The 23,298-nt window shown below is 72.0% G+C and carries 21 protein-coding genes; 15 read left to right on the top strand and 6 right to left on the bottom strand.

Going from position 1 to position 23,298, the window contains the following annotated elements:
• The first annotated feature begins 50 nt into the window (after positions 1 to 50).
• The 8 genes from ACIQM3_RS34485 (at position 51) to ACIQM3_RS34450 (ending at position 8,851) form a co-directional block, all read left to right on the top strand.
• The gene (locus tag ACIQM3_RS34485) at positions 51 to 458 is read left to right on the top strand and encodes a cell division protein SepF (RefSeq protein WP_401631511.1); all 408 of its coding nucleotides are present in this window, start codon (positions 51 to 53) and stop codon (positions 456 to 458) included.
• Between the two features lie 55 nt (positions 459 to 513).
• On the top strand, positions 514 to 1,689 hold the full coding sequence (locus ACIQM3_RS34480; protein WP_401631508.1) for an AAA family ATPase: 1,176 nt from the start codon (positions 514 to 516) through the stop codon (positions 1,687 to 1,689).
• Complete coding sequence (locus ACIQM3_RS34475) at positions 1,686 to 2,093, top strand: nucleotide pyrophosphohydrolase (protein WP_401631506.1); 408 nt, start codon at positions 1,686 to 1,688, stop codon at positions 2,091 to 2,093. The genes ACIQM3_RS34480 and ACIQM3_RS34475 overlap by 4 nt, the downstream gene beginning before the upstream one ends.
• A gap of 135 nt (positions 2,094 to 2,228) precedes the next feature.
• On the top strand, positions 2,229 to 2,765 hold the full coding sequence (locus ACIQM3_RS34470) for a DUF6099 family protein (RefSeq protein WP_401631504.1): 537 nt from the start codon (positions 2,229 to 2,231) through the stop codon (positions 2,763 to 2,765).
• Positions 2,766 to 2,853: 88 nt separating this feature from the next.
• Positions 2,854 to 3,777, top strand: a complete 924-nt coding sequence (locus ACIQM3_RS34465; protein ID WP_401631502.1) for an LLM class F420-dependent oxidoreductase — start codon at positions 2,854 to 2,856, stop codon at positions 3,775 to 3,777.
• A gap of 79 nt (positions 3,778 to 3,856) precedes the next feature.
• Positions 3,857 to 4,792 (top strand): homocysteine S-methyltransferase, encoded by a 936-nt coding sequence (gene mmuM, locus ACIQM3_RS34460; protein WP_401631499.1) that lies wholly within the window; start codon positions 3,857 to 3,859, stop codon positions 4,790 to 4,792.
• Between the two features lie 43 nt (positions 4,793 to 4,835).
• The gene (locus ACIQM3_RS34455) at positions 4,836 to 6,311 is read left to right on the top strand and encodes a 3' terminal RNA ribose 2'-O-methyltransferase Hen1 (RefSeq protein WP_401631496.1); all 1,476 of its coding nucleotides are present in this window, start codon (positions 4,836 to 4,838) and stop codon (positions 6,309 to 6,311) included.
• Entirely contained in the window at positions 6,308 to 8,851 is a 2,544-nt protein-coding gene (locus tag ACIQM3_RS34450; protein WP_401631493.1) for a polynucleotide kinase-phosphatase, read from the top strand. Before ACIQM3_RS34455 ends, ACIQM3_RS34450 begins: the two co-directional genes overlap by 4 nt.
• A gap of 142 nt (positions 8,852 to 8,993) precedes the next feature.
• On the opposite strand, the gene ACIQM3_RS34445 is transcribed toward ACIQM3_RS34450, so the two are convergent.
• Positions 8,994 to 9,182, bottom strand: a complete 189-nt coding sequence (locus ACIQM3_RS34445) for a hypothetical protein (RefSeq protein WP_401631490.1) — start codon at positions 9,180 to 9,182, stop codon at positions 8,994 to 8,996.
• Between the two features lie 146 nt (positions 9,183 to 9,328).
• Between ACIQM3_RS34445 and ACIQM3_RS34440 the strand changes: the two genes are divergently transcribed.
• The 3 genes from ACIQM3_RS34440 to ACIQM3_RS34430 all read left to right on the top strand — a co-directional run bounded on the left by ACIQM3_RS34440 (position 9,329) and on the right by ACIQM3_RS34430 (position 13,373).
• Positions 9,329 to 10,561, top strand: coding sequence for an arginine deiminase (locus ACIQM3_RS34440; RefSeq protein WP_401631487.1), 1,233 nt, complete (start codon positions 9,329 to 9,331; stop codon positions 10,559 to 10,561).
• A 141-nt stretch (positions 10,562 to 10,702) separates the two neighbouring features.
• The gene (gene argF, locus ACIQM3_RS34435) at positions 10,703 to 11,719 is read left to right on the top strand and encodes an ornithine carbamoyltransferase (RefSeq protein ID WP_401631484.1); all 1,017 of its coding nucleotides are present in this window, start codon (positions 10,703 to 10,705) and stop codon (positions 11,717 to 11,719) included.
• Between the two features lie 175 nt (positions 11,720 to 11,894).
• On the top strand, positions 11,895 to 13,373 hold the full coding sequence (locus ACIQM3_RS34430) for an amino acid permease (RefSeq protein ID WP_401631482.1): 1,479 nt from the start codon (positions 11,895 to 11,897) through the stop codon (positions 13,371 to 13,373).
• On the opposite strand, the gene ACIQM3_RS34425 is transcribed toward ACIQM3_RS34430, so the two are convergent.
• On the bottom strand, positions 13,321 to 13,779 hold the full coding sequence (locus tag ACIQM3_RS34425; RefSeq protein WP_401631479.1) for an ATP-binding protein: 459 nt from the start codon (positions 13,777 to 13,779) through the stop codon (positions 13,321 to 13,323). The two genes, ACIQM3_RS34430 and ACIQM3_RS34425, sit on opposite strands and share 53 nt — an antisense overlap.
• Before the next feature lie 280 nt (positions 13,780 to 14,059).
• On the opposite strand from ACIQM3_RS34425, the gene ACIQM3_RS34420 reads away from it, so the two are divergent.
• Together ACIQM3_RS34420 and ACIQM3_RS34415 are read left to right on the top strand one after the other, a co-directional pair.
• A complete protein-coding gene (locus tag ACIQM3_RS34420) occupies positions 14,060 to 14,887 on the top strand; it encodes an enoyl-CoA hydratase family protein (protein ID WP_401631476.1) in 828 nt (275 codons plus the stop codon).
• 5 nt (positions 14,888 to 14,892) lie between these two features.
• Positions 14,893 to 17,232, top strand: coding sequence for a bifunctional salicylyl-CoA 5-hydroxylase/oxidoreductase (locus tag ACIQM3_RS34415; protein ID WP_401631473.1), 2,340 nt, complete (start codon positions 14,893 to 14,895; stop codon positions 17,230 to 17,232).
• Here the strand turns inward: ACIQM3_RS34415 and ACIQM3_RS34410 are convergent.
• From ACIQM3_RS34410 to ACIQM3_RS34395, 4 genes are read right to left on the bottom strand one after another with little or no spacing between them, the layout of a single operon-like run.
• Positions 17,219 to 17,677, bottom strand: a complete 459-nt coding sequence (locus tag ACIQM3_RS34410) for a hypothetical protein (RefSeq protein WP_401631471.1) — start codon at positions 17,675 to 17,677, stop codon at positions 17,219 to 17,221. The genes ACIQM3_RS34415 and ACIQM3_RS34410 overlap by 14 nt on opposite strands.
• Positions 17,674 to 18,495: a GNAT family N-acetyltransferase gene (locus tag ACIQM3_RS34405; protein WP_401631468.1), complete on the bottom strand. Its 822-nt coding sequence runs from the start codon at positions 18,493 to 18,495 to the stop codon at positions 17,674 to 17,676. The genes ACIQM3_RS34410 and ACIQM3_RS34405 overlap by 4 nt, the downstream gene beginning before the upstream one ends.
• A 32-nt stretch (positions 18,496 to 18,527) precedes the next feature.
• A complete protein-coding gene (locus ACIQM3_RS34400; RefSeq protein WP_401631465.1) occupies positions 18,528 to 19,370 on the bottom strand; it encodes a PaaX family transcriptional regulator C-terminal domain-containing protein in 843 nt (280 codons plus the stop codon).
• Positions 19,371 to 19,374: 4 nt separating this feature from the next.
• On the bottom strand, positions 19,375 to 20,991 hold the full coding sequence (locus ACIQM3_RS34395; protein ID WP_401631462.1) for an AMP-binding protein: 1,617 nt from the start codon (positions 20,989 to 20,991) through the stop codon (positions 19,375 to 19,377).
• Between the two features lie 120 nt (positions 20,992 to 21,111).
• Here ACIQM3_RS34395 and ACIQM3_RS34390 point away from each other — a divergent pair, with 120 nt between their 5' ends.
• Positions 21,112 to 22,245: an acyl-CoA dehydrogenase family protein gene (locus tag ACIQM3_RS34390; RefSeq protein ID WP_401631459.1), complete on the top strand. Its 1,134-nt coding sequence runs from the start codon at positions 21,112 to 21,114 to the stop codon at positions 22,243 to 22,245.
• The gene (locus ACIQM3_RS34385; protein WP_401631457.1) at positions 22,242 to 22,643 is read left to right on the top strand and encodes a RidA family protein; all 402 of its coding nucleotides are present in this window, start codon (positions 22,242 to 22,244) and stop codon (positions 22,641 to 22,643) included. The genes ACIQM3_RS34390 and ACIQM3_RS34385 overlap by 4 nt, the downstream gene beginning before the upstream one ends.
• The last annotated feature ends 655 nt before the right edge of the window (positions 22,644 to 23,298 follow it).

Genomic DNA, 23,298 nt, shown 5'->3' with positions numbered 1-23,298 from the left:
AGCGAGCGCAGCCGGCGCACAGCCAACCGGCATACGGACGGGGTGGTTCTGTGAGCAGGTACGACAGGTACGACAGGTACGACGCCACCGATGAACAGTGGGAAGGGCTCGCCCAGGTCGTACCCCTGAGGGGCCGCAACGAATGGCCTTCCCGGGTCGACCACAGGACGGTCCCGGACCAGCAGGAGTCGGCCGAGCAGCGGCGCATGGTCGTTCTGCGGGTCCAGGTGTTCGCGGACGCGCGCGAGGTGGCCGAGTATCTGGTCGCCCAGATCCCGGTCCTGCTGGACCTGACCGGCGCCGAGACCGATGTGGCCAAGCGGATCCTGGACTTCAGCAGCGGTGTGGTCTTCGGGCTCGGCAGCGGGATGCACCGGGTGGACCGCAACGTCTTCCTGCTCGCGCCGGCCGGCATGGAGGTCGAGGGGGTCACCGCGGCGGGCGTACCTCAATCGTAGGAAGGTCGTGCGGGCGGAACGGTTCGCCGCTCACGGGCGTGCGTACGGTCCGCTCATGACTGTTGTGATCTCCACGGGGAGGGCGGCCTCCGCGCCGTCCGGCGCGGGCCGACCCGCCCGCCCCTTCGTCAGCGAACTCCGCCTCGACGCCTTCGCCTCGCACCGCCGCACCGTCATCCCGCTCGGACCGCTCACGCTGCTCACCGGACGCAGCGGAAGCGGCAAGTCGACCGCCCTGCGTGGTTACGAGGCGCTCGCGCGGCTGGCCGCCGGTGATCCGCTGGAGGACGTCTTCCCCGACCCGGTGGCCTGGGTGCCCGAACGGGTCGGGGCCGACGGGCAGGGGCGGCGCGGATTCAGACTCGGCTGCACGGTGGAGGGGCCGGCCGGCCCGGTGAGACTGGATCTCGCCGTGCAGGCCGAGCCCACGCTCCGCATCGTCGGCGAGCGGCTGACCGACAGCGGTGAGACGCTGCTGAGCACGGCGCTGCGGGATCCCCGGCGTTCCTCCGTCCAGGCGGCCTGGTACACGGCGGGAGCGGTGCCGGTGACGCGTGCTCCCTTCCCCGACGACCGGCTCGGCACGGCTTTGCTGCCGTTGCGGGTCGCGGGAACCACGGACGGGCAGCTCAGGGTGCTGGCCGCCGCCGAGCAGGTGGTGGTGGCCCTGCGGTCGGCCTTCGTCTGCGATCCCCAGCCGGGCCGGATGCGTGCGGCGGTGCCGGTCGCCGAAGGGCGGCTGACCTCGTCCTGCGACAACCTCGCCGAGGTCCTCCACCGCACCCGGAGCCAGTGCGCGCAGCGGCACGCCCGGTTGGTCGCCAGCGCGGACGCCGGGTGCGCGGGTCCGGTGACGGCACTGACCACCGAGCGACTCGAGAACGGCTCGGTGCAGGCCCTGACGGGGCGGGGACCGGGCCGGAGTACGCCCATCGGCCGCCTGGGCGACGGCGAACTCCGGTATCTCGCCTTCGCGCTCGTACTGCTGACCGGCCCCCATGTCCTGGTGGTGGACCCGGCGGCGGAAGTGCCGTCGGCCATGCAGGCGCTCACCGTGCTGGCCGACGGACTCGAACGGAGCCTGGACGCGCGGCAGACCGGGGAGCTGCTGGCGTTGGCCGCGTCGATCTGTGCGAGCGGACACATGCGTCTGCTGGGGACGGTCGGTGAGGCGGCGGCGGCAGCCGCCCGGGAGACGGCCGGTGCGACAGTGGTAGACCTGACACGGTGAGCGAACTGGATGTAGCACAACTGCAACGGCGGCTGGCCGACTTCGCGGCGGCCCGGGCCTGGGAGCCCTACCACACCCCCAAGAACCTCAGCGTCGCGCTGAGCGTGGAGGCCTCCGAACTCCTGGAGATCTTCCAGTGGCTGACGCCGGAGCAGTCGGCGAGGGTGATGGAGGACCCCGAGGCGGCGTTCCGGGTCAGGGACGAGGTCGCGGACGTCCTGGCGTATCTGCTGCAGTTCTGCGAGGTCCTGGGAATCGACGCGCTGGCGGCGCTGGCGGCCAAGATCGACCGGAACGAGGAACGCTTTCCGGTAGTGGCGGTGGGAGTTGAGCCGGTACCACCGGAAGACATCGAGCAGGGTCAGGACGACGTCGAGATGACTGAACGTCACTCTTCGGAGTGATCGACTTATTCACAATCGACTTCCTGTCCACAGATTTCCGATTTCCTCTGGCTTTCGTGTGCCACGGCCCTCACTGTGGGTAATGAAGAAGTGAGCGGGTTGTTGTACCGGCGGTGTCGGCGACGGGGGAGTGGCGTGGAAGCGGAGCGACTGATCGAAGCGGGCCGGAACGCGCTGGCGGGGAGCCGGGGAGTGCCGGCCGTCATGGCGGAGGCATGGCAGGCCCAGGCACTCGCCCGGGCGGTCGGCGGCCGGCTGGCGAGGTGCGGACCGGCGGAGTTACGGACGGAGGCGCGCGAGCTCAGCGAGACCTGCGCCCTGGGGAGCGCGGTTCTCGACCACCCGATGGTTCCGGCCGGAGGCGTGCGGGCGTCCCAGCTCACCGAAGTGGATCACGTGCCCAGGGTGTTGGCCGCTCTCGCGCTGCTCCTGGGGGAGGCGGGCATCGCGTTGGTGGGTGTCGCCTGCGGCACGGACGAGGAAGGGCTCTACTGGCAGTGCATCGAGGCGATAGACGCGGTCGACGAGTCCGTGGACCGGGTCCACGGGATGCTGAGACGGCTTGCCGAGCAGGAGCGCGAGCGTGAGCACGAACAGGAGTTGGACCGGGAGCGCGACGGCCCCTTCGGGGTGATCCACGGGCCGGCCGGCTTCGTCACCGGCCAGTCGTGAGCCGGCCGGCCGGGGCACGCCGGCCGCCCGGCACGGGGGAAGAGCCGAAGAGAGGGGCACAGCGGGTTCGAAGGTGCAGGATGGAGGCATGGATCTTCGAATCTTCACCGAGCCCCAGCAAGGGGCGAGCTACGACACCCTGCTCACCGTCGCCAAGGCCACCGAGGACCTCGGCTTCGACGCCTTCTACCGGTCGGACCACTATCTGCACATGGGCTCCGGGGACGGTCTGCCCGGCCCGACCGACGCGTGGATCACCTTGGCCGGACTGGCCCGCGAGACCAAGAGGATCCGCCTCGGCACGCTGATGACCGCGGGCACCTTCCGTCTGCCCGGCGTGCTGGCCATCCAGGTCGCCCAGGTCGACCAGATGTCCGGCGGCCGGGTCGAGCTGGGCCTGGGCGCCGGCTGGTTCGAGGAGGAGCACAAGGCATACGGCATCCCGTTCCCGAAGGAGAAGTTCGGCCGGCTCGAGGAGCAGCTGGCGATCATCACGGGGCTGTGGGAGACCGAGACCGGCAAGACGTTCAGCTACGACGGGACGTACTACCAGCTCACCGACTCGCCGGCTCTGCCGAAGCCCGCGCAGACGAAGGTGCCGGTCCTGATCGGGGGCCACGGCGCGGTCCGTACCCCGCGGCTGGCCGCGCGGTACGCGGACGAGTTCAACATCCCCTTCGCGTCGATCGAGGACAGCGTCAAGCAGTTCGGCCGGGTCAAGGACGCGGCCGTGGCGGCCGGGCGGGCCCCCGACGACCTGGTGTACTCCAACGCCCTGGTGGTGTGCGTCGGGAAGAACGACGCGGAGGTGGCGCGGCGCGCGTCCGTCATCGGAAGGGAGGTCGAGGAGATCAAGGCGAACGGGCTGGCGGGCTCGCCCGCCGAGGTGGTCGACAAGATCGGGCGGTACGCCGCCATCGGCTCGTCGCGGATCTACCTCCAGGTTCTGGACCTGCACGACCTGGAGCACCTGGAGCTGATCTCGTCACAGGTCCAGTCGCAGCTGGGCTGACAGGAGGGACCCGGCCCGCGGCAGGGCGGGCCGTGTGGCCGCGGGACCGACAGGAACCGCCCGACAGCGAGGAGCAGCTGTGCATTCCGCCCGGACGCCGGGGGCCCCGTCCGGCCGTACGCTCGGCGACGCGCTCGCCGAGGGAACCGTCCTGCTGGACGGGGGCCTCTCCAACCAGCTGGAGGCGCAGGGCTGCGATCTGTCCGACGCCCTCTGGTCGGCCCGGCTGCTGAGCGACGCGCCCCAGCAGATCGAGGCCGCCCACGCCGCCTACGCCCGGGCGGGCGCGCAGGTGCTGATCACGGCCAGCTACCAGGCGACCTTCGAAGGATTCGCGCGGCGCGGGATCGGGCGGACCCGCGCTGCGGAGCTGATGGCCGGCAGCGTGGAGTCGGCACGCCGGGCCGGCGCGGTGACGGGACGTGAACTCTGGGTCGCCGCCTCGGTCGGGCCGTACGGGGCGATGCTCGCGGACGGCAGCGAGTACCGGGGCCGGTACGGACTCACCGTCAGGGAGCTGGAGCGCTTCCACCGGCCCCGGGCGGAGACGCTGGCCGAGGCGGGACCCGATGTGATGGCCCTGGAGACGGTGCCGGACGTCGACGAGGCCGAGGCCCTGCTGCGGGCGGTCGAGGGGCTCGGGGTGCCGGTCTGGCTCTCGTACAGCGTGGCGGGGGACCGGACCAGGGCCGGGCAGCCTCTGGCGGAGGCGTTCGCGCTCGCCGCCGGCATCGACCAGGTCGTGGCCGTCGGGGTCAACTGCTGCGACCCCGCCGACGCGGACCGTGCGGTGGAGGTCGCGGCAGCGGCCACCGGAAAGCCGGTGGTCGTCTACCCGAACAGTGGGGAGGAATGGGACGCCGTCGGCCGGGCCTGGACCGGGAGGGGGACGTTCGAACCGGGCAGGGTGCGGGACTGGCAGCGGGCGGGCGCGCGGCTGGTCGGCGGCTGCTGCCGGGTCGGCCCGTCCGGGATCGCGGCGCTGGCGGAGCGACTGGACCCGTCGGGAGTGTGAAAATCCCTGGTGGGAGGCCGGTCGCGGGACCATACTCGGACGCGTGTTCCTGACTATCAGCACCACCGGCACCCCTGAGCGTCCCGCCACCGATCTCGGATACCTGCTGCACAAGCATCCCGACAAGGCGCAGACGTTCTCCACCTCGCACGGGACCGCGCACGTCTTCTACCCCGAGGCGTCCGCGGAGCGCTGTACGGCCGCCCTGCTGCTCGAGGTGGATCCGGTGGCACTGGTGAGGCGCGGCAAGGGCAAGGGCCGGGGCGGAGCCCCCGACGCGGCACTCGCGCAGTACGTCAACGACCGGCCTTACGCGGCGTCTTCGCTGCTCTCGGTCGCGATGACGACGGTGTTCAAGTCCGCGCTGAACGGGGCGTGCCGGGCGATGCCCGAACGGGCCGAGCACCCGCTGCCGTTGCGGATCGAGGTGCCCGCGCTGCCCGCACGCGGTGGTGCGGAGCTGGTGCACAAGCTCTTCGCGCCGCTCGGCTGGACACGGGTGGAGGCCACGGCCGTACCGCTGGACGAGCAGTTCCCGGAGTGGGGCGACTCGCGCTACGTACGGCTGGTGCTGGAGGGGGAGCTGAGGCTCGCGGACGCCTTGCGCCAGCTGTACGTGCTGCTGCCCGTGCTCGACGACGCCAAGCACTACTGGGTGGCGCCCGACGAGGTGGACAAGCTGCTCAGGGCGGGCGAGGGCTGGCTGGCCGGGCACCCCGAGCAGAAGCTGATCACCAGCCGCTATCTCTCCCGTCGCTGGGGGCTCACCCGGCAGGCGATGGAGCGGCTGGAGCTGGTGCGGCTGGCGGAGTCGGACGACCTCGAGGTGGAGAGCGTCGACAACGCGGTGGACGAGACGACCGACACGGAGGAGAGGCCGGTGCCGCTCGCCGAGCAGCGCCGTGCGGCGGTCCTGGAGGCGCTCCGTGCGGCGGGGGCGACCCGCGTGCTCGACCTCGGTTGCGGCCAGGGGCAGTTGGTGCAGGCGCTGCTCAAGGACGTGCGCTTCACGGAGATCGTCGGGGTCGACGTGTCGATGCGCGCCCTGACCGTCGCCACACGCCGGCTGAAGCTGGACCGCATGGGCGAGCGGCAGGCCGGGCGGGTCACCCTCCGCCAGGGCGCGCTCACCTACACCGACAAACAGCTGAAGGGGTACGACGCCGCCGTGCTGAGCGAGGTGATCGAGCATCTCGACCTGCCGCGGCTCCCCGCCCTGGAGTACACGGTGTTCGGCTCCGCGCGACCGCGGACCGTGCTCGTGACGACGCCCAACGTCGAGTACAACGTCCGCTGGGAGACGCTTCCCGCCGGACACACGCGCCACGGCGACCACCGCTTCGAGTGGACCAGGGAGGAATTCCGGGACTGGGCGGGCCAGGTGGCCGGGCGCCACGGCTACACGGTGGCGTTCGTGCCCGTGGGCCCGGAGGACCCCGAGGTGGGGCCTCCCACACAGATGGCCGTGTTCACGATGACCACGGCCCAGGAGACGACGAAGGAGGCGAAGGCCGCATGACCAGCACCTCTCGCACGCTGCCGGTGACCGACCTGTCCCTCGTCGTCCTCATCGGCGCCAGCGGATCGGGCAAGTCCACCTTCGCCCGCAAGCACTTCAAGCCGACCGAGATCGTCTCCTCCGACTTCTGCCGGGGCCTCGTCGCCGACGACGAGAACGACCAGAGCGCCAGCCGTGACGCCTTCGACGTGCTCCACTACATCGCGGGCAAGCGTCTCGCCGCCGGCCGGCTCACCGTCGTCGACGCGACCAACGTCCAGCCGGAGAGCCGCAAACAGCTCGTCCAGCTGGCCCGGCAGTACGACGTGCTGCCCATCGCCATCGTGCTCGACCTGCCGGAGGAGCTCTGCCAGACGCGCAACGCCGGCCGGCCCGACCGTGCCTCCATGCCCCGGCATGTCGTGCAGCGCCACCGCCGTGAGCTGCGCCGGTCGCTTCGCGGTCTGGAGCGCGAGGGCTTCCGCAAGGTGCACATCCTGCGCACCGAGGTGGAGGCCGATACCGCCGAAGTCGTCCTGGAGCGCCGCTACAACGACCTCCGGCACCTCACCGGCCCCTTCGACATCATCGGCGACATCCACGGCTGCAGCTCCGAGCTGGACACCCTCCTCGGCAAGCTGGGATACAAGGACGGCACGCACCCCGAGGGGCGTACCGCCGTGTTCGTCGGCGACCTCGTCGACCGGGGCCCCGACAGCCCGGGAGTGCTGCGCCGCGTCATGTCCATGGTGGCGTCGGGCGACGCACTGTGCGTGCCGGGCAACCACGAGAACAAGCTCGGGCGCTACCTCAAGGGGCGCAAGGTCCAGCACAGCCACGGTCTCGCCGAGACGGTCGAGCAGCTGGAGCGGGAGGACGCCGAGCACCCCGAGTTCCGCAAACAGGTCGCGGAGTTCATCGACGGACTCGTCAGCCACTACGTCCTGGACGGGGGCAGGCTGGTCGTCTGCCACGCGGGGCTGCCCGAGAAGTACCACGGGCGCACCTCCGGGCGGGTCCGTTCGCACGCGCTGTACGGCGACACGACCGGCGAGACCGACGAGTTCGGCCTGCCCGTGCGCTACCCGTGGGCCGAGGACTACCGGGGCAGTGCCGCGGTGGTCTACGGCCACACGCCCGTGCCCACCGCCTCCTGGGTGAACAACACCCTCTGCCTGGACACCGGGGCGGTCTTCGGCGGAAAGATGACCGCACTGCGCTGGCCGGAGCGCGAGATCGTCGACGTACCGGCCGAGCGCGTCTGGTACGAGCCGGTGAAGCCGCTGACCACCGAAGCCCCCGGGGGCCGGGAGGGCAGGCCGCTCGACCTCGCCGACGTGCAGGGCCGCCGCATCGTGGAGACCCGGCACATGGGCCGCGTCGCGGTGCGTGAGGAGAACGCTGCGGCGGCACTCGAAGTCATGAGCCGCTTCGCCGTCGACCCCAGGCTGCTGGCCTACCTTCCGCCCACCATGGCCCCGACAGCGACCTCGCACGAGGAGGGCTTCCTGGAGCATCCGGCCGAGGCCTTCGCGCAGTACCGCGTGGACGGCGTCACCAAGGTGGTCTGCGAGGAGAAGCACATGGGCTCGCGCGCCGTGGCGCTGGTCTGCCGCGACGCCGGGACCGCCCGGGAGCGCTTCGGGGCCGACGGCCCCACCGGCGCCCTGCACACCCGCACCGGGCGGCCGTTCCTGGACGACACGGCGCTCACCGAGGTCGTCCTCGGCCGGCTCCGCGCCGCCGTCACCGCCGCCGGACTCTGGGAGGAGTGGAACACCGACTGGGTGGTGCTCGACGCCGAGCTGATGCCCTGGTCCCTCAAGGCGGCGGGGCTGCTGCGCTCGCAGTACGCGGCGGTGGGCGCGGCCGCCGGCACCGTCCTGCCCGTGGCTGAGGAGGCCCTGGCCGCCGCCGCCGCCCGCGGTGTCGACGTCGGTGCCCTGGCCGGCCGCCAGCGGGAGCGCGCCGAGGACGCCGCCGCGTTCACGGAGGCGTACCGCCGCTACTGCTGGAGCACCGAAGGGCTCGACGGCGTCCGGCTCGCGCCGTTCCAGATCCTCGCGGTGCAGGGTCGCTCGCTCGCCTCCGTGCCGCACGACGAGCAGCTGGCGTGGCTGGACCGCCTCGTCGAGCACGACCCGACCGGGCTGCTCCAGGTCACCCGGCGTCTCGTGGTCGAGACGGGGGACGAGGCCTCCGTGCGCTCCGGCATCGACTGGTGGCTGGAGATGACCGGCCGCGGTGGCGAGGGCATGGTCGTCAAGCCGCTCGGCGCCCTCGTCCGGGACGAGAAGGGCAGGCTCGTCCAGCCCGGCATCAAGGTGCGCGGCCGGGAGTACCTGCGGATCATCTACGGCCCCGAGTACACGCGGCCGGAGAATCTGGAGCGGCTGCGCTCCCGGTTCCTCGGCCACAAGCGGTCGCTGGCCCTGCGGGAGTACGCCCTCGGTCTCGAGGCCCTCGACCGGCTGGCCGACGGTGAGCCTCTGTGGCGGATCCACGAGGCGGTCTTCGCGGTGCTGGCCCTGGAGTCGGAGCCGGTCGACCCCAGGCTGTAGGACGGCCCGAGCCGGACAGCCGCCCCCCGTCGGGAGCCCGGGCTCGCTTCACCGGGGCCCGGGGTGGTGCGTGCGCACGATCCACTCGCACCAGGCCAGGTCCTCGACCGGATCCCCGAGGTGGGCGAACTCCCGGTCGAGGTCACCGCAGTGGTCCGAGAGTGGCCGCGGTCGCCCCCACCGGCGGCACGGGCAACCGGCCCTGCAGCCGGGTCAGCAGCGCGTGCTCACGGCGGAGCGTCAGTCCGGCGTCGGGGCCCTCGTGGGTTTTCTCGACGACAGCACCGTCTCCGACGGTGTGGTTGGTGTAGCCGTGCTTCAGCGGGCGCATCCGCCGATCATGGGGCGGAGGCGGCTCTCCGGGCAGCCCTCGGCCGGAAATGCGCACGATCCCGCACGGAGGTACTTCCAGGACCCCGGCGAAACCGGGTGGCGGTTCGCAGGGTGAACCGTGTCCCGCGCGGTGAGGATGAGGGCATGGGATTCCATGTCGATTCCGAGGCCGGGCGGCTGCGCCGCGTCATCCTGCACCGCCCCGATCTGGAGCTGAAGCGGCTCACCCCCAGCAACAAGGACGCGCTCCTCTTCGACGACGTGCTGTGGGTGCGTCGCGCCAGGGAGGAGCACGACGGTTTCGCCGACGTGCTGCGCGACCGGGGTGTGGAGGTGCACCTCTTCGGCGAGCTGCTCCGGGAGTCCCTCGACATCCCGGTGGCGAGGAGGCTCGTCCTGGACCGGGTCTTCGCGGAGAAGGAGTACGGCCCGCTCGCGACCGAGCATCTGCGCGCCGCTTTCGAGGAGCTGCCCGCAGGGGAGCTGGCCGAGGCCCTGGTCGGCGGGATGACGAAGCGGGAGTTCCTGGAACGGCACAGCGAACCGACCTCGGTCCGCTTCCACGTCATGGATCTGGACGACTTCCTGCTCAGCCCCCTGCCCAACCACATCTTCACCCGCGACACCTCCGCCTGGATCTACGACGGTGTGTCCATCAACGCGATGCGCTGGCCGGCGAGACAGCGCGAGACCGTGCACTTCGAGGCGATCTACCGGCACCACCCCCTCTTCACCGGCCCCGACGCAGGCGTCTTCCACCACTGGTCACAGGGCCAGGACGACTATCCGTCCACCATCGAGGGCGGCGACGTCCTGGTCATCGGCCGGGGCGCCGTCCTGATCGGGATGAGTGAACGCACCACCCCCCAAGCCGTGGAGATGCTGGCCAGAGGGCTCTTCGACGCCGGGTCGGCCCGGACGATCGTGGCGCTCGACATGCCCAAGCGGCGGGCGTTCATGCACCTCGACACGGTGATGACGATGGTCGACGGGGACACGTTCACCAAGTACGCGGGACTCGGCATGCTGCGCTCCTACACGATCGAACCCGGCGCCGGTCCGCGCGAGCTGAAGGTCACCGACCACCCCCCGGAGCACATGCACCGTGCCATCGCCGCCGCGCTCGGCCTCGACAGGATCCGGGTGCTCACCGCCACCCAGGACGTGCACGCCGCCGAGCGGGAGCAGTGGGACGACGGCTGCAACGTGCTGGCCGTGGAGCCCGGGGTCGTCGTCGCGTACGAGCGCAACGCCACCACCAACACGTATCTGCGCAAGGAAGGCATCGAGGTCATCGAGATCCGGGGCAGCGAGCTGGGGCGGGGCAGGGGCGGTCCCCGCTGCATGAGCTGCCCCGTCGTGCGCGACCCCGTGTGAGGCGTGTGAGGCGGGGCCGGAGCCCGGAGGCGCGGAGCGCGGGGGGCGCGGCACCCACGCCCTGTATAGCAATACGGTCTCTCGTATAGACTTCCAGGACACGCGTCCGCATGCCCTCAGCCCGACCCAGGAGCAGTCACCATGGCCATAGACCTCACAGGCCGCCATTTCCTCAAGGAGCTGGACTTCACGGCCGAGGAGTTCCGCGGCCTGGTCGCCCTGTCCGCCGAGCTCAAGGCCGCCAAGAAGGCGGGCGGCGAGGTGCAGCGGCTGCGTGGCAGGAACATCGCGCTGATCTTCGAGAAGACCTCGACGCGCACCCGCTGCGCCTTCGAGGTGGCGGCCGCCGACCAGGGCGCGTCCACGACGTACCTCGACCCCTCCGGCTCCCAGATGGGACACAAGGAGTCGGTCAAGGACACCGCCCGGGTGCTGGGCCGGATGTTCGACGGCATCGAGTACCGGGGCGACAGCCAGCAGGCCGTCGAGGAGCTGGCGGCGTACGGCGGTGTACCCGTCTTCAACGGGCTCACCGACGACTGGCACCCCACCCAGATGCTCGCCGACGTCCTCACGATGACCGAGCACAGCGCGAAGCCCCTGGAGGAGATCACCTTCGCCTACCTGGGGGACGCCCGCTTCAACATGGGCAACTCCTACCTGATCACCGGAGCCCTGCTCGGCATGGACGTCCGGATCGTCGCACCCGCCGCCTACTGGCCGGTGCCGGAGATCGTGGACCGGGCCAACAAGCTCGCGGAGTCGAGCGGTGCGCGCATCACCCTCACCGAGGACGTCACGGAGGGCGTCCAGGGTGCCGACTTCGTGGTCACCGACGTCTGGGTCTCCATGGGTGAGCCCAAGGAGGTCTGGGACGAGCGCATCGCGGCCCTCTCCCCGTACGCGGTGACCATGGACGTCCTGCGCGCCACGGGCAACGACGACGTGAAGTTCATGCACTGCCTCCCGGCGTACCACGACCTCGGTACGAAGGTGGCCAGGGAGATCCACGAGCGGCACGGCCTGTCCGAGCTGGAGGTCACCGACGAGGTCTTCGAGTCCTCCCACTCGGTCGTCTTCGACGAGGCCGAGAACCGGATGCACACGATCAAGGCGGTCCTCGTCGCGACGCTGGCAGGCGGCGCGCACACCGCATGAACATGCACCCGATTGGGTGAACATGCGTACAAGTGGCTACGATGGTGCTACTTGGTGGGGTTCGGGCTCGCACGCCCGAACCCCTTTTCATGTGCCCCGTCAGGAGCGCGTGGCCAGGTGCGAGCCCCCCACCGGCTCATTCCCCCGCACCACCAGAGAAGAGACCCGTCCCCCCATGAGTCCCGCCTCCTCCACCCCGCAGAGCCCCCCGCGCAGACCAGGCGCACGCGTCAAGAGTCCCGAACTGCTGCTCGCCGAGTCCGGAGCCGACCTGGAAGGGCACGGCCTGCGGCGCACCATGGGGCTGTTCCAGCTCGTCTGCTTCGGTGTCGGGGCGATCGTCGGCACCGGAATCTTCGTCGGGCTGTCCGACAGCGTCGCCGAGGCGGGCCCCGCCGTGGTGGTCTCGTTCGTCCTCGCCGCCGTGACCTGCATCTTCACCGCCTTCTCCTTCGCCGAGCTCGGCGGCGCCATCCCGGTCTCCGGCAGCTCCTACTCCTTCGCGTACGCCACACTCGGGGAGCGGGTCGCGTTCCTCGTCGGCTGGTGCCTGCTGCTGGAGTACGGCGTCTCGGTCTCCGCCGTGGCGGTCGGGTGGAGCCAGTACGTCAACGAGCTGCTGGACAGCCTCATCGGCTGGAACCTGCCCGCGGCGCTCTCCTCCGGACCCGGCGACGGCGGCGTGATCAACCTGCCCGCGGTCGTCGTGGTCATGATGGCGGCCACCCTGCTGGTGCGCGGCATCAGGGAGAGTGCGGGCGCCACGGCGGCGATGGCGGTGCTGAAGATCGGCATCCTCATCGCGTTCTGCGTGATCGCCTTCACCGCGTTCGAGGACGGACACCTCTCGCCGTTCGCCTCCCACGGCATGGCCGGGGTCACCGCCGGTGCGTCGGTGGCGTTCTTCTCGTACATCGGCTTCGACGCCATCACCACCGCCGGTGAAGAGGTCAAGAACCCCCGCCGGAACATCCCGATCGCGATCATGATCTGCATCGGCGTGGTCACACTGCTCTACTGCGCGGTCGCCCTCGGTGCCATCGGCGCGCTGGGCGCGGACGCCGTCTCCGACAAGCCGGCCGCGCTCTCGCTGGTCGTGGACAAGGTCACCGAATCGAGCGTCGGCGGTGGGATCATCGCCTTCGGCGCGGTCGTCGCCATCGCGTCCGTCGTCCTCGCGGTGATGTACGGCCAGACCCGCATCCTGATGTCTATGTCCCGGGACGGGCTGATCCCCCGGGTCTTCGAGCGGGTGTCGCCCAAGACCCGCACGCCGGTCGCCAACACCTGGATCGTGGCCGTCGTCTTCGCGGTCCCCGCCGCGTTCTCGTCCCTGGACGTCGTCGTGAACCTGACGACCATCGGCACGCTCGCCACCATGGCGGTGGTCAACATCGCCGTGATCACCCTGCGCCGCCGCAACCCGGAGCTGAAGCGTTCCTTCAGGGTGCCGCTCTACCCCGTCAGCCCGGTCCTGGGCGTCGGCTTCTGTCTGTACCTGATGTACGGGACGGGCTGGACGACCTGGGTGCAGTTCGTGGTCTTCCTGGCCGTGGGCGCCCTGGTGTACGCGGGATACGGCCGTAGCCGCTCCCGGCTCGTCAGCCCCGGGGAGCCGCGGGACCGGGCGGAGTCGGACCCGGCGGCAGGGTGAACCACACCGCCTTGCCCTGTTCGGTGGGGCGGTGACCGCAGGCCGAACTGAGGGCGCGGATCAGGAGCAGACCCCGGCCGTGCTCCTGCCACGGGTCCGGTGCGGAGCCGGGCAGCAGGCGGGACAGGTCGCCGGGCGGTCCCGGGTCGTGGTCGTGGACCTCCACCTGGCAGCCGGACGCCATGAGCTCGACCACCAGCTCGATGGGCCCCGCCCCGTCGGTGTGCTCCACGGCGTTGGCGACCAGTTCCGCGGTCAGCAGCTCGGCGGTGTCGCTGTCCGCGGGCGCATCGAGGTCCGCCAGCGCCGTACGGATCAGGGCGCGGGCGATCGGCACCGCGGCGGTCGAGTGCGGCAGGGCGATTCGCCAGGATGCGGGCGGGGGCGCGGGGACGTCGGGCGGCAAGGCGGGATTTTCCGTTCGGGAGCGGGACATCCGGTGGGAAGAGTTCGTTCCGGGGCGGCTGCGGGGCGGCGTCCTCCGCCACCGGAGGTGCGGGGGTCTGTATCAGGACTTCCTGCGCTCAACCATACGAAGCGCGGCGCCGCAGACATAGAGGCAGTCGACCGTGACAAAGGGGACGTTCGCCACAGTCGCTCTATCGCGTTCTCATGACGGAAGTCACAGATGAGTGATAGCTTCGAAGCGCATCAGCATCGGCCCGACGGCTGGAGGGGAACCTTCCATGAGCCCGTTCACCGGCTCCGCCCCGCGCACGGAGCGCTGGAAGCATCTGCGCCTCACCACGGACGACGGCGTGGCGACCGTGACGCTCGCCCGTCCCGAGAAGCTCAACGCGCTGACCTTCGGTGCCTACGCCGACCTGCGCGACCTTCTCGCCGAGCTCTCCCGCGAACGCTCCGTGCGGGCCCTCGTGCTCGCCGGAGAGGGGCGCGGGTTCTGCTCGGGCGGTGACGTCGACGAGATCATCGGCGCCACGCTCGCCATGGACACCGCGCAGCTCCTGGACTTCAACCGGATGACCGGACAGGTCGTGCGCGCCCTCCGCGAGTGCCCCTTTCCCGTCATCGCCGCCGTCCACGGAGTGGCCGCCGGAGCCGGAGCGGTCCTCGCCCTGGCAGCCGACTTCCGGGTGGCCGCTCCGTCCGCACGCTTCGCCTTCCTCTTCACCGCCGTCGGACTGTCCGGCGGTGACATGGGCGCCGCCTACCTCCTGCCCCGTGTCGTCGGCCTCGGCCACGCCACCCGGATCCTCATGCTCGGCGAACCCGTCCGCGCCCCCGAGGCCGAACGCATCGGGCTGATCAGCGAGCTGACCGGTGAAGGGGAGGCCGACGTCCGCGCCGCCGCCCTGGCCAGGCGCCTCGCCGACGGGCCCGCCCTCGCCCTCGCCCAGACCAAGGCCCTGCTCACCGCCGAGCTCGACATGCCGCTCGCCGCCTCCGTGGAGATGGACGCCGCCACCCAGGCCCTCCTGATGAACGGCGAGGACTACGCCGAGTTCCACGCCGCCTTCACCGAGAAGCGTCCGCCGAAGTGGCGGGGCAGGTAAGCGCGATGCCCTCCTCCGACACGGGGCGCATCGCGGTCATCGGCGGCGGACCCGGCGGGCTCTACGCCGCCGCGCTCCTGAAGCGGCTGGGCCCCGGCCGCGAGATCACCGTATGGGAGCGCAACGCCCCCGACGACACCTTCGGCTTCGGTGTGGTCCTCTCCGACGAGACGCTCGGCGGCATCGAGCACGCCGACCCCGTCGTGTACCGGGCGCTCAGCGACGCGTTCGTCCGCTGGGACACCATCGACGTCGTGCACCGGGGCGCCACCCTGACCTCGGGCGGCCACGGCTTCGCCGCACTGGGGCGCCGTACGCTCCTGCGGATCCTGCACGAGCGCTGCGCCTCCCTCGGGGTACGGCTCCGCTTCCGGACCGAGGCGCCACCCGCCGCCGAGCTCGCCGCCCGCCACGACCTGGTCATCGCCGCCGACGGTGTGCACAGCGCCACCCGCGAGGCCCACGCACGTCACTTCCGCCCCACCGTCACCGATCACCGCAACCGCTACATCTGGCTCGCCGCCGACTTCGCGTTCGACGCCTTCCGATTCGAGATCGCCGAGACCGAGTACGGCGTGATGCAGTTGCACGCCTATCCCTTTTCCCGCCCGTCGCCCGGCCACCACCCCTCAACGAGGCCCTTCGGGCCGCCGCGTGAATCCGGCGCCTCCACCGTCATCGTCGAGATGCGCGAAGAGGTATGGCGGGCCGCGGGCCTCGACACCTGCGACACCGCCCGGTCCGCCGAGCACTGCGCCAAGGTCTTCGCCGAGGCTCTCGGCGGCCGGCCGCTGCGCTCCAACAAGTCCTCCTGGCTCACCTTCACCACCGTCACCAACGCGCACTGGTCGCACGGCAACACGGTCCTGCTCGGCGACGCCGCCCACACCGCGCACTTCTCCATCGGATCCGGCACCAAGCTCGCCGTCGAGGACGCCCTCGCCCTGGCCGCCTGCGTCGAGGAACAGCCCGACCTGCCCACCGCCCTGGCCGCGTACGAGGCCGAGCGCCGCCCCGTCGTCCTGTCCACCCAGCGCGCCGCCGCGGCCAGTCTGCGCTGGTTCGAGGAGCTCCCGCAGTACGTGGACCAGCCACCCCTGCGGTTCGCCTTCAACCTCCTCACCCGCAGCCGCCGCGTCACCCACGACAACCTGCGGCTGCGCGACCCCGCGTTCACGGAGGCGGTCGAGGAGGAGTTCGGCTGCCCGCCCGGCACGCCGCCGATGTTCACCCCGCTGCGGCTGCGCGGCCTCGAACTCCGCAACCGTGTCGTCGTCTCACCCATGGACATGTACTCCGCAGCCGACGGGCTGCCAGGGGACTTCCACCTCGTCCACCTCGGCGCCCGTGCGCTCGGCGGCGCCGGTCTCGTCATGACCGAGATGGTCTGCGTGAGCCCCGAGGGCCGCATCACCCCCGGCTGCACCGGCCTGTGGACCGATGAACAGGCCGGGGCCTGGACGAGGATCACGCGCTTCGTGCACGACTCCGCCCCCGGCGCCGCGATCGGCGTGCAGCTGGGCCACTCCGGCCGCAAGGGCTCCACCCGGCTGATGTGGGAGGGCATCGACCAGCCGCTGGACGAAGGCAACTGGCCGGTCAGCGCCGCCTCGCCCCTCCCGTACACGCGGGGCGTCAACCAGATCCCGCAGGAGCTCGGCCGGGCCGGGATGGACGCGGTCAGGGACCGGTTCACCGAGGCCGCCCGGCGCGCCGCCCGCTGCGGATTCGACCTCCTCGAACTGCACTGCGCCCACGGCTATCTGCTCTCCGGCTTCCTCTCCCCGCTCACCAACCTGCGCACGGACGCGTACGGCGGAACGCTGGAGAACCGGCTCCGCTTCCCCCTGGAGGTCTTCGACGCGGTCCGCGCCGTCTGGCCCGAGGACCGGCCCATGACCGTGCGCATCTCCGCCACGGACTGGGCGCGGGGCGGCACGAGCGACGAGGACGCCGTGGCGGCCGCCCGCGCCTTCGCCGCCCACGGCGCGGACGCCATCGACGTCTCCACCGGCCAGGTCGTCCCCGACGAACGCCCCGAGTACGGCCGCTCCTACCAGACCCCGTACGCCGACCGGATCCGCAACGCCCTGGACGTGCCCGTCATCGCCGTCGGCGCCATCTCCTCCTGGGACGACGTCAATTCGCTGCTGCTCGCCGGCCGGGCAGACCTCTGCGCCCTGGCCCGCCCCCATCTGTACGACCCGCACTGGACGCTGCACGCGGCGGCCGAGCAGGGCTACGCGGGGCAGGGTGCCTCCTGGCCGCTCCCGTACCGCGCGGGCAGCCGCACCCCGCCGACGGGCCGCACCGACGCTCCCAGGCCCCGGCTCACGCTTGACTGAGCGTCAGGCACTCATGGCAGCGGCACGGGCTGGGATGAGGCATGGCCCAGTGCGTGGTGCGGTACTCGACGGACAGCCGGCCGAGCAGGACCGCGACCTCCTCGGCGTCCTGACGGGCCGTCCACCGGCCGCCCACCCCGGCCCCCTCGCACAGTCGCAGCACGGCCGGACTGTGGACCTGCACGGCCCGGAAGGTGTGCAGATTGCGGGTCGACATGTCGATCGTGATGTATGTGCCGGTATGGCGGCCGCGCCCGATCGTGGTCAGCTGCTCGTGACCCGAGCCCGGGTAGGTCTCGATCACGTACACCTTGGAGCCGCCCCGGTAGGACTTGGTCCCGGGCCGCAGCTCCTGGCCGCCCTCGCCGTACCGCCTCCACCGCACGACGTTCGCGGCGATCAGCCATGCCTGCCCGGCCGGTGTCTCCCCGGCCCCGGCCGTCACTCCGGCTCCGCGGTGATCAGCAGACGGTCGCCGGCGGCCTCGTAACCGATGCGCCGGTAGACACCGTTGCTCGTCGGATTCGCGAGGTCGGTGAAGAGCAGCACCTCCCGGGCGCCCGCGTCCCGTGCCCTGCGGCTGACCTCCGCGGTCACCGCCGCCGCGTAGCCCCGGCCCCGGAGCGCAGGCGGCGTGTAGACGTTCGCCACCCGCACCGTCTCCGCGATCGTGCGTGAGACGCCCGCCAACGAGACCGGCTCCCCGTCGGCCTCCCAGAGCGTCAGCCCGCCGTGCGCGGTGCGTTCGTCCACGATCCGCTCCGCCCGGTCGCCCGACTGGCCGGTCTCCTCACCGAAGGCACGGATCCAGTCGACCAGCAGCGCCCGGTCGGCGGTGGTGGCGGTCCTGGGCCGGCCCGCGGGCGCGGGGGAGGGCGGCACCAACGTGCCCAGCCGGTACAGCCGGTGCTCCTCGTCGACGCGGTGGCGTGGCCAGTGGGCGGCCAGGGCCCGGGCGGTGGCGCGGTCCGCGTTGACGCCGGGGAGCGGCAGCGCGTCGGCCAGCGGGCCGAGCGCCTCCGGATCCACCGTGCCCAGGATCGGCACGAAGGGCGGTGTGCGCACCAGCGCCCCGGCCACCTCCCCGTCCGCCCCGCGCCACCAGCCCAGCACCGGCGGCTCGGCGCCGTAGGCGTGCGGCCCGCTCTCCCTCAGGGTGGCGGTGACGGTCAGCAACAGGGTGTTCTCGGCGGGGCGGGCGGCCAGGGACGCTCCGGCCGCGGCCAGGAAGGCGTCCACATCATCGGTGAAGGTCCAGGGCATTGCCTCATCCTGGCGGGTCCCGGGGCCGCGGGTCATCCCGATTTCGCGGGCGGACCAGGGCGCTCCCGGACGAACCGGTCACCCGCGTCCCGCAGCCGGGTGTGCAGCAGCCCGAACACCTCCGCCGAACGCCCGCCCGGCCAGTCCTTCGGCAACAGCTCCTGGGGCAGTCCCGGGTCCGCGTACGGCAGTTGCCGCCAGGAGTCCAGCGCGCGGAGGTAGTCCCGGTAGGCCTCCTCCGGATCCGGGGTTTCTCCGCCTCCCCGCGCCTCCCAGGACCGCAGCACCGGCTCCTGCCGCTCCAGGAAGTCCAGGTGGAGCCGGGCGATCGCGTCCAGGTCCCACCAGCGCGCCACCGCCTCCCTCGTGGCGGCGAATCCGAGGTGCTCCCCGCGGAACAGATCGACGTACGGGGCGAGTTCGAGGCGCTCCAGCGTGTGCCGGGTCTCCTCGTAAAGACCTGCGGGCGCGATCCACACCCCGGGTGCCGCCTGGCCGAAGCCGAGCCCGCCGAGGCGGGAGCGCAGCAGGTGGCGCTTGTGGCGTTCGGCCTCGGGTACGGAGAAGACGGCGAGCACCCAGCCGTCGCCGGGCAGGGGTGCCGGTCGCCGGTAGATCCGCCGGTCGCCGTCGTCCAGCAGCTGACGGGCGTCGGACGACAGGGCGTACCCGGCCGCCCCGTCCGCCGTACGGGCGGGGGCGAGCAGCCCCCGGCGCTTGAGGCGGGACACGGACGAGCGCACGGACGGGGCGTCGACCCCGACGGCGTGCAGCAGCCGGATCAGCTCGGACACCGCCAGCGGCGCGTTGCCGGGGTGACGGCCGTACGCGCCGTAGAGGCTGACGATCAGGGAACGGGGAGTGTGCTCGGCCACGTGATCACTCTAGAGCGGTGCCGCGCAGCAGGAAGCGCTGGAGCTTGCCCGTCGCGGTCCTCGGGAGCGCGGGCAGGAATTCGATGGCGCGGGGGCACTTGTGCGGAGCCAGCTCGGCCTTCATGTGCGCACGCAGATCATCGGCGGACAGCGGCGCGCCCTCGCGCGGCACGACGTACGCGGCCACGATCTGCCCGCGCAGGTCGTCGTCCCGGCCCACCACCGCGGCCTCGGACACGTCGGGGTGGCGCAGGAGAGCCTCCTCGACCTCGGGGCCGGCGATGTTGTACCCGGCGGAGATGATCATGTCGTCGGCGCGGGCGACGTAGCGGAAGTAACCGTCGGGCTCGCGGACGTAGGTGTCGCCGGTGATGTTCCAGCCGTGGCGTACGTACACCCGCTGGCGTTCGTCGGCGAGGTACCGGCAGCCGACCGGGCCGCGCACGGCCAGCAGGCCCGGTTCGCCGTCGGGCAGCTCCTCGCCGTCGTCGTCCACCACGCGTGCCTGCCAGCCGGGCACGGGGACACCGGTGGTGCCGGGCCGGATGTCACCGTCGGCGGCGGAGATGAAGATGTGCAGGAGCTCGGTGGCCCCGATGCCGTTGATGATGCGCAGCCCCGTCCGCTCGTACCAGGACCGCCAGGTCGCGGCGGGGAGGTTCTCCCCGGCCGACACACAGCGGCGCAGCGCGGACAGGTCGTGGCCGTCGAGGGTGTCGAGCATCACGCGGTACGCGGTCGGCGCGGTGAACAGGACGGAGACGCGGTGCGCGGCGAGCGCGGGCAGCAGCTGCTTGGGCCCGGCCTGTTCCAGCAGCAGCGCGGAGGCGCCGGCCCGCAGCGGGAAGATGACCAGGCCGCCGAGCCCGAAGGTGAAGCCGAGCGGCGGGCTGCCCGTGAACACGTCGTCCGGACCGGGCCGCAGGACATGGCGGGCGAAGGTGTCGGCGACGGCCAGCACATCGCGGTGGGCGTGCATGCACCCCTTGGGCCGCCCGGTGGTGCCCGAGGTGAAGGCGATGAGCGCGATGTCGTCGGCGGCGGTGTCCACCGCCGGGCAGGGCCCGGGCCGGGAGGCCGCGAGCGCCGTCAGGTCGTCGGGGGAGCCGCCCCCGTACGTCGTGATGCGCAGCCCGGGCACCTCGGCGGCGGCCAGGTCGTCGACGGACCTGATATCGCAGAGGGCGTGGCCGACCCGGGCGAGGGAGCAGATGGTGGCGAGCTCGGACGCCCGCTGCTGCGCCAGCACCGTCACCGCGACCGCCCCGGCCTTCATCACGGCGAGCCAGCAGGCCGCGAGCCAGGGCGTGGTGGGGCCGCGCAGCAGTACGCGGTTGCCGGGCACGACCCCCAGGTCGTGCGTCAGCACCAGGGCGATGCGGTCCACCCGGTCCCGCAGCTCCCCGTAGCTCCAGACGCCGCCGTCGGCGCTCCGGAAGGCCGGGCGGTCGGGGCCGAAGCAGTCGACGGTGCGGTCGAGCAGCTCGTGTCCGCAGTTCAGCCGGGCCGGGTAGGCCAGTTCGGGGAGGTCGAAGGCCAGCTCCGGCCAGTCCTCGGCGGGTGGGAGATGGTCGCGCGCGAAGGTGTCGGTGTGCGCGCTCGCGGTACCTGACGGCTTCATGAAGCATCGCTCCCTGACCCAGCCTGATCCAAACGAAAGACCCTAGTCGCCCTTGGAGCGTATCGTTTGAGTGACGGTAGTCAACGGTCCGCGATAAGTCGTGACAAGAGAGGCGCCGGTATGACGGCATTCTCCCTCGATCCCGGTCAAACCGCCTGGTGCGACGAGCTGTACACCCTCGCCCGCGACGAGCTGCGCCCCCTCGCCGAGAAGGGCGAGCCCGGCCATGTCAACCGCCCGCTCGTCGCCGCCCTCGGCGGTCTGGGACTTCTGGACCGGCTCCTCGGCTCGGGGGCGCTCGATCTCTGCCTGCTGCGCGAATCGCTCGCGCGTGGCTGCACCGAGGCGGAGACCGCACTCGCGCTCCAGGGACTCGGAGCCGGCCCGGTCCGCCTTGCGGGGACCGAGGCCCAGCGCGCGCGGTGGCTCCCCGAGGTGCGCGCGGGACGCGCCGTCGCCGCCTTCGCGCTCAGCGAGCCGGGCGCCGGATCCGACGCTGCGGCGCTCGCCCTCGCCGCACAGCGGGAGCCCGGCGGGGGCGGCTGGCTTCTCACCGGTGAGAAGTGCTGGATCTCCAACGCCCCCGAGGCCGACTTCTACACCGTCTTCGCCCGGACGGGGGAGGGTGCCGGAGCCCGTGGTGTCACCGCGTTCCTCGTCCCCGCCGACCGTCCCGGGCTCACCGGGACGCCCCTGGAGATGCTCTCGCCGCACCCCATCGGAGCGCTGGACTTCGACGGCGTACGCGTGACCCCCGACGACGTGCTCGGCGAGCCGGGCCGGGGGTTCCGGGTCGCCATGGACACCCTGAACCTCTTCCGGCCCAGCGTCGGCGCGTTCGCCGTCGGCATGGCACGCGCCGCGCTCGACGCCACCCTGGAGCACACGGCGCACCGCACCGCCTTCGGTGCACCGCTCAAAGACCTGCAGGCCGTCTCGCACCAGGTCGCCGAGATGGCCACCCGCACCGAGGCCGCCCGGCTCCTGGTGTACGCGGCGGCGGCCGCCCACGACGCGGGCGAGCCGGGTGTGCCCCGGCGCGCCGCCATGGCCAAGCTGTACGCCACCGAGACCGCGCAGTACGTCGTCGACGCGGCCGTCCAGATGCACGGCGCCCGTGCCCTGCGCCGGGGCCATCTGCTGGAACACCTCTACCGGGAGGTCCGCGCCCCCCGGATCTACGAGGGGGCCACCGAGGTGCAGCGCACCATCATCGCCAAGGAGCTGTACGCGACACAGGAGACGCCCGCATGAATCCGATCACCCGGATCAACCCCGCCGAACTGGCCCCGCCCACCGGTTTCTCGCACGCCGTCACGGCCACCGGCGGCCGGCTGGTCTTCCTGGCCGGCCAGACCGCGCTGGACGGTGACGGAAAGATCGTCGGCGCCACCCTGCCCGAGCAGTTCGAGACGGCCCTGGGCAATCTGCTCACCGCCCTGCGCGCGGCGGGCGGCGCCCCGACGGCCCTGGCGAGGGTCACCGTGTACGCCACCGATGTGGCCGACTACCGCGCCCACGCCCCGGAACTGGGCGAGATCTGGCGGAGGCTGGCGGGACGTGAGTACCCGGCCATGGCCGTCATCGGAACGGCCAGGCTCTGGGACGAGCAGGCCATGGTCGAGCTCGACGGCATCGCGGTGCTGGACTGAGGCAGCACCCCGGAGGGGGCGGTGCGACCTGCCGCCCCGCCCGTCGCCGGCCAGCAGCGGGACACGCGGATCCGGCTCCGGGGCGGCCCGGATCTCTTCCGTGGTGCGGGTGTTGTGTCCGTGGAAGCGGTCGATCGCCACCACGAAGGGTGTCCCGGCTCTCGAGGAAGGTGATCGACGTGCAACTCGTCCCGATGCGGCGGGTGTCGGAAGTGGCCTCCCATGTGCGACACGGCGCGCGCACACGATCGCCCGCCGAAGCGTCGGAAACGCCGGCCGTGCCCCGGTAGCGGCACGCACGCTCCGGAGCGAGGCTGAAGGTGCGCGTATCTCCGGCACACCAGGAGGCGACGGCGATGACCGGCGGACCGCCCCCGTGCACCGTGAACAGGTCCCCCGGCGGTGAGGGCCTCACGATCCGTGACGACCCGCCCCGCCGTCCGCCCACCGCCGGAGGCGTCCGGGGCATGCCCGACGAAGTGCCCGACGAACCGCGTCATCTGTCGCTGAACGCCGACCGGGTGCTCCGGAACGGGAGGGGCGCCGGGGCGGCCGTGCCGGAAAGGTCCCACGTCATACCGTGTGACCGCGGGCGAACAGGGCAGACGCCGTCGTGTGACCACAGCGGGACGAGTACCGACCACAGCCGCCGACC

The organism is Streptomyces sp. NPDC091271 (assembly GCF_044757505.1).
Lineage (GTDB): Bacteria > Actinomycetota > Actinomycetes > Streptomycetales > Streptomycetaceae > Streptomyces.
Note: the sequence above shows the minus strand (reverse complement) of the source record. Positions and strands in the feature narration are given on the sequence as shown.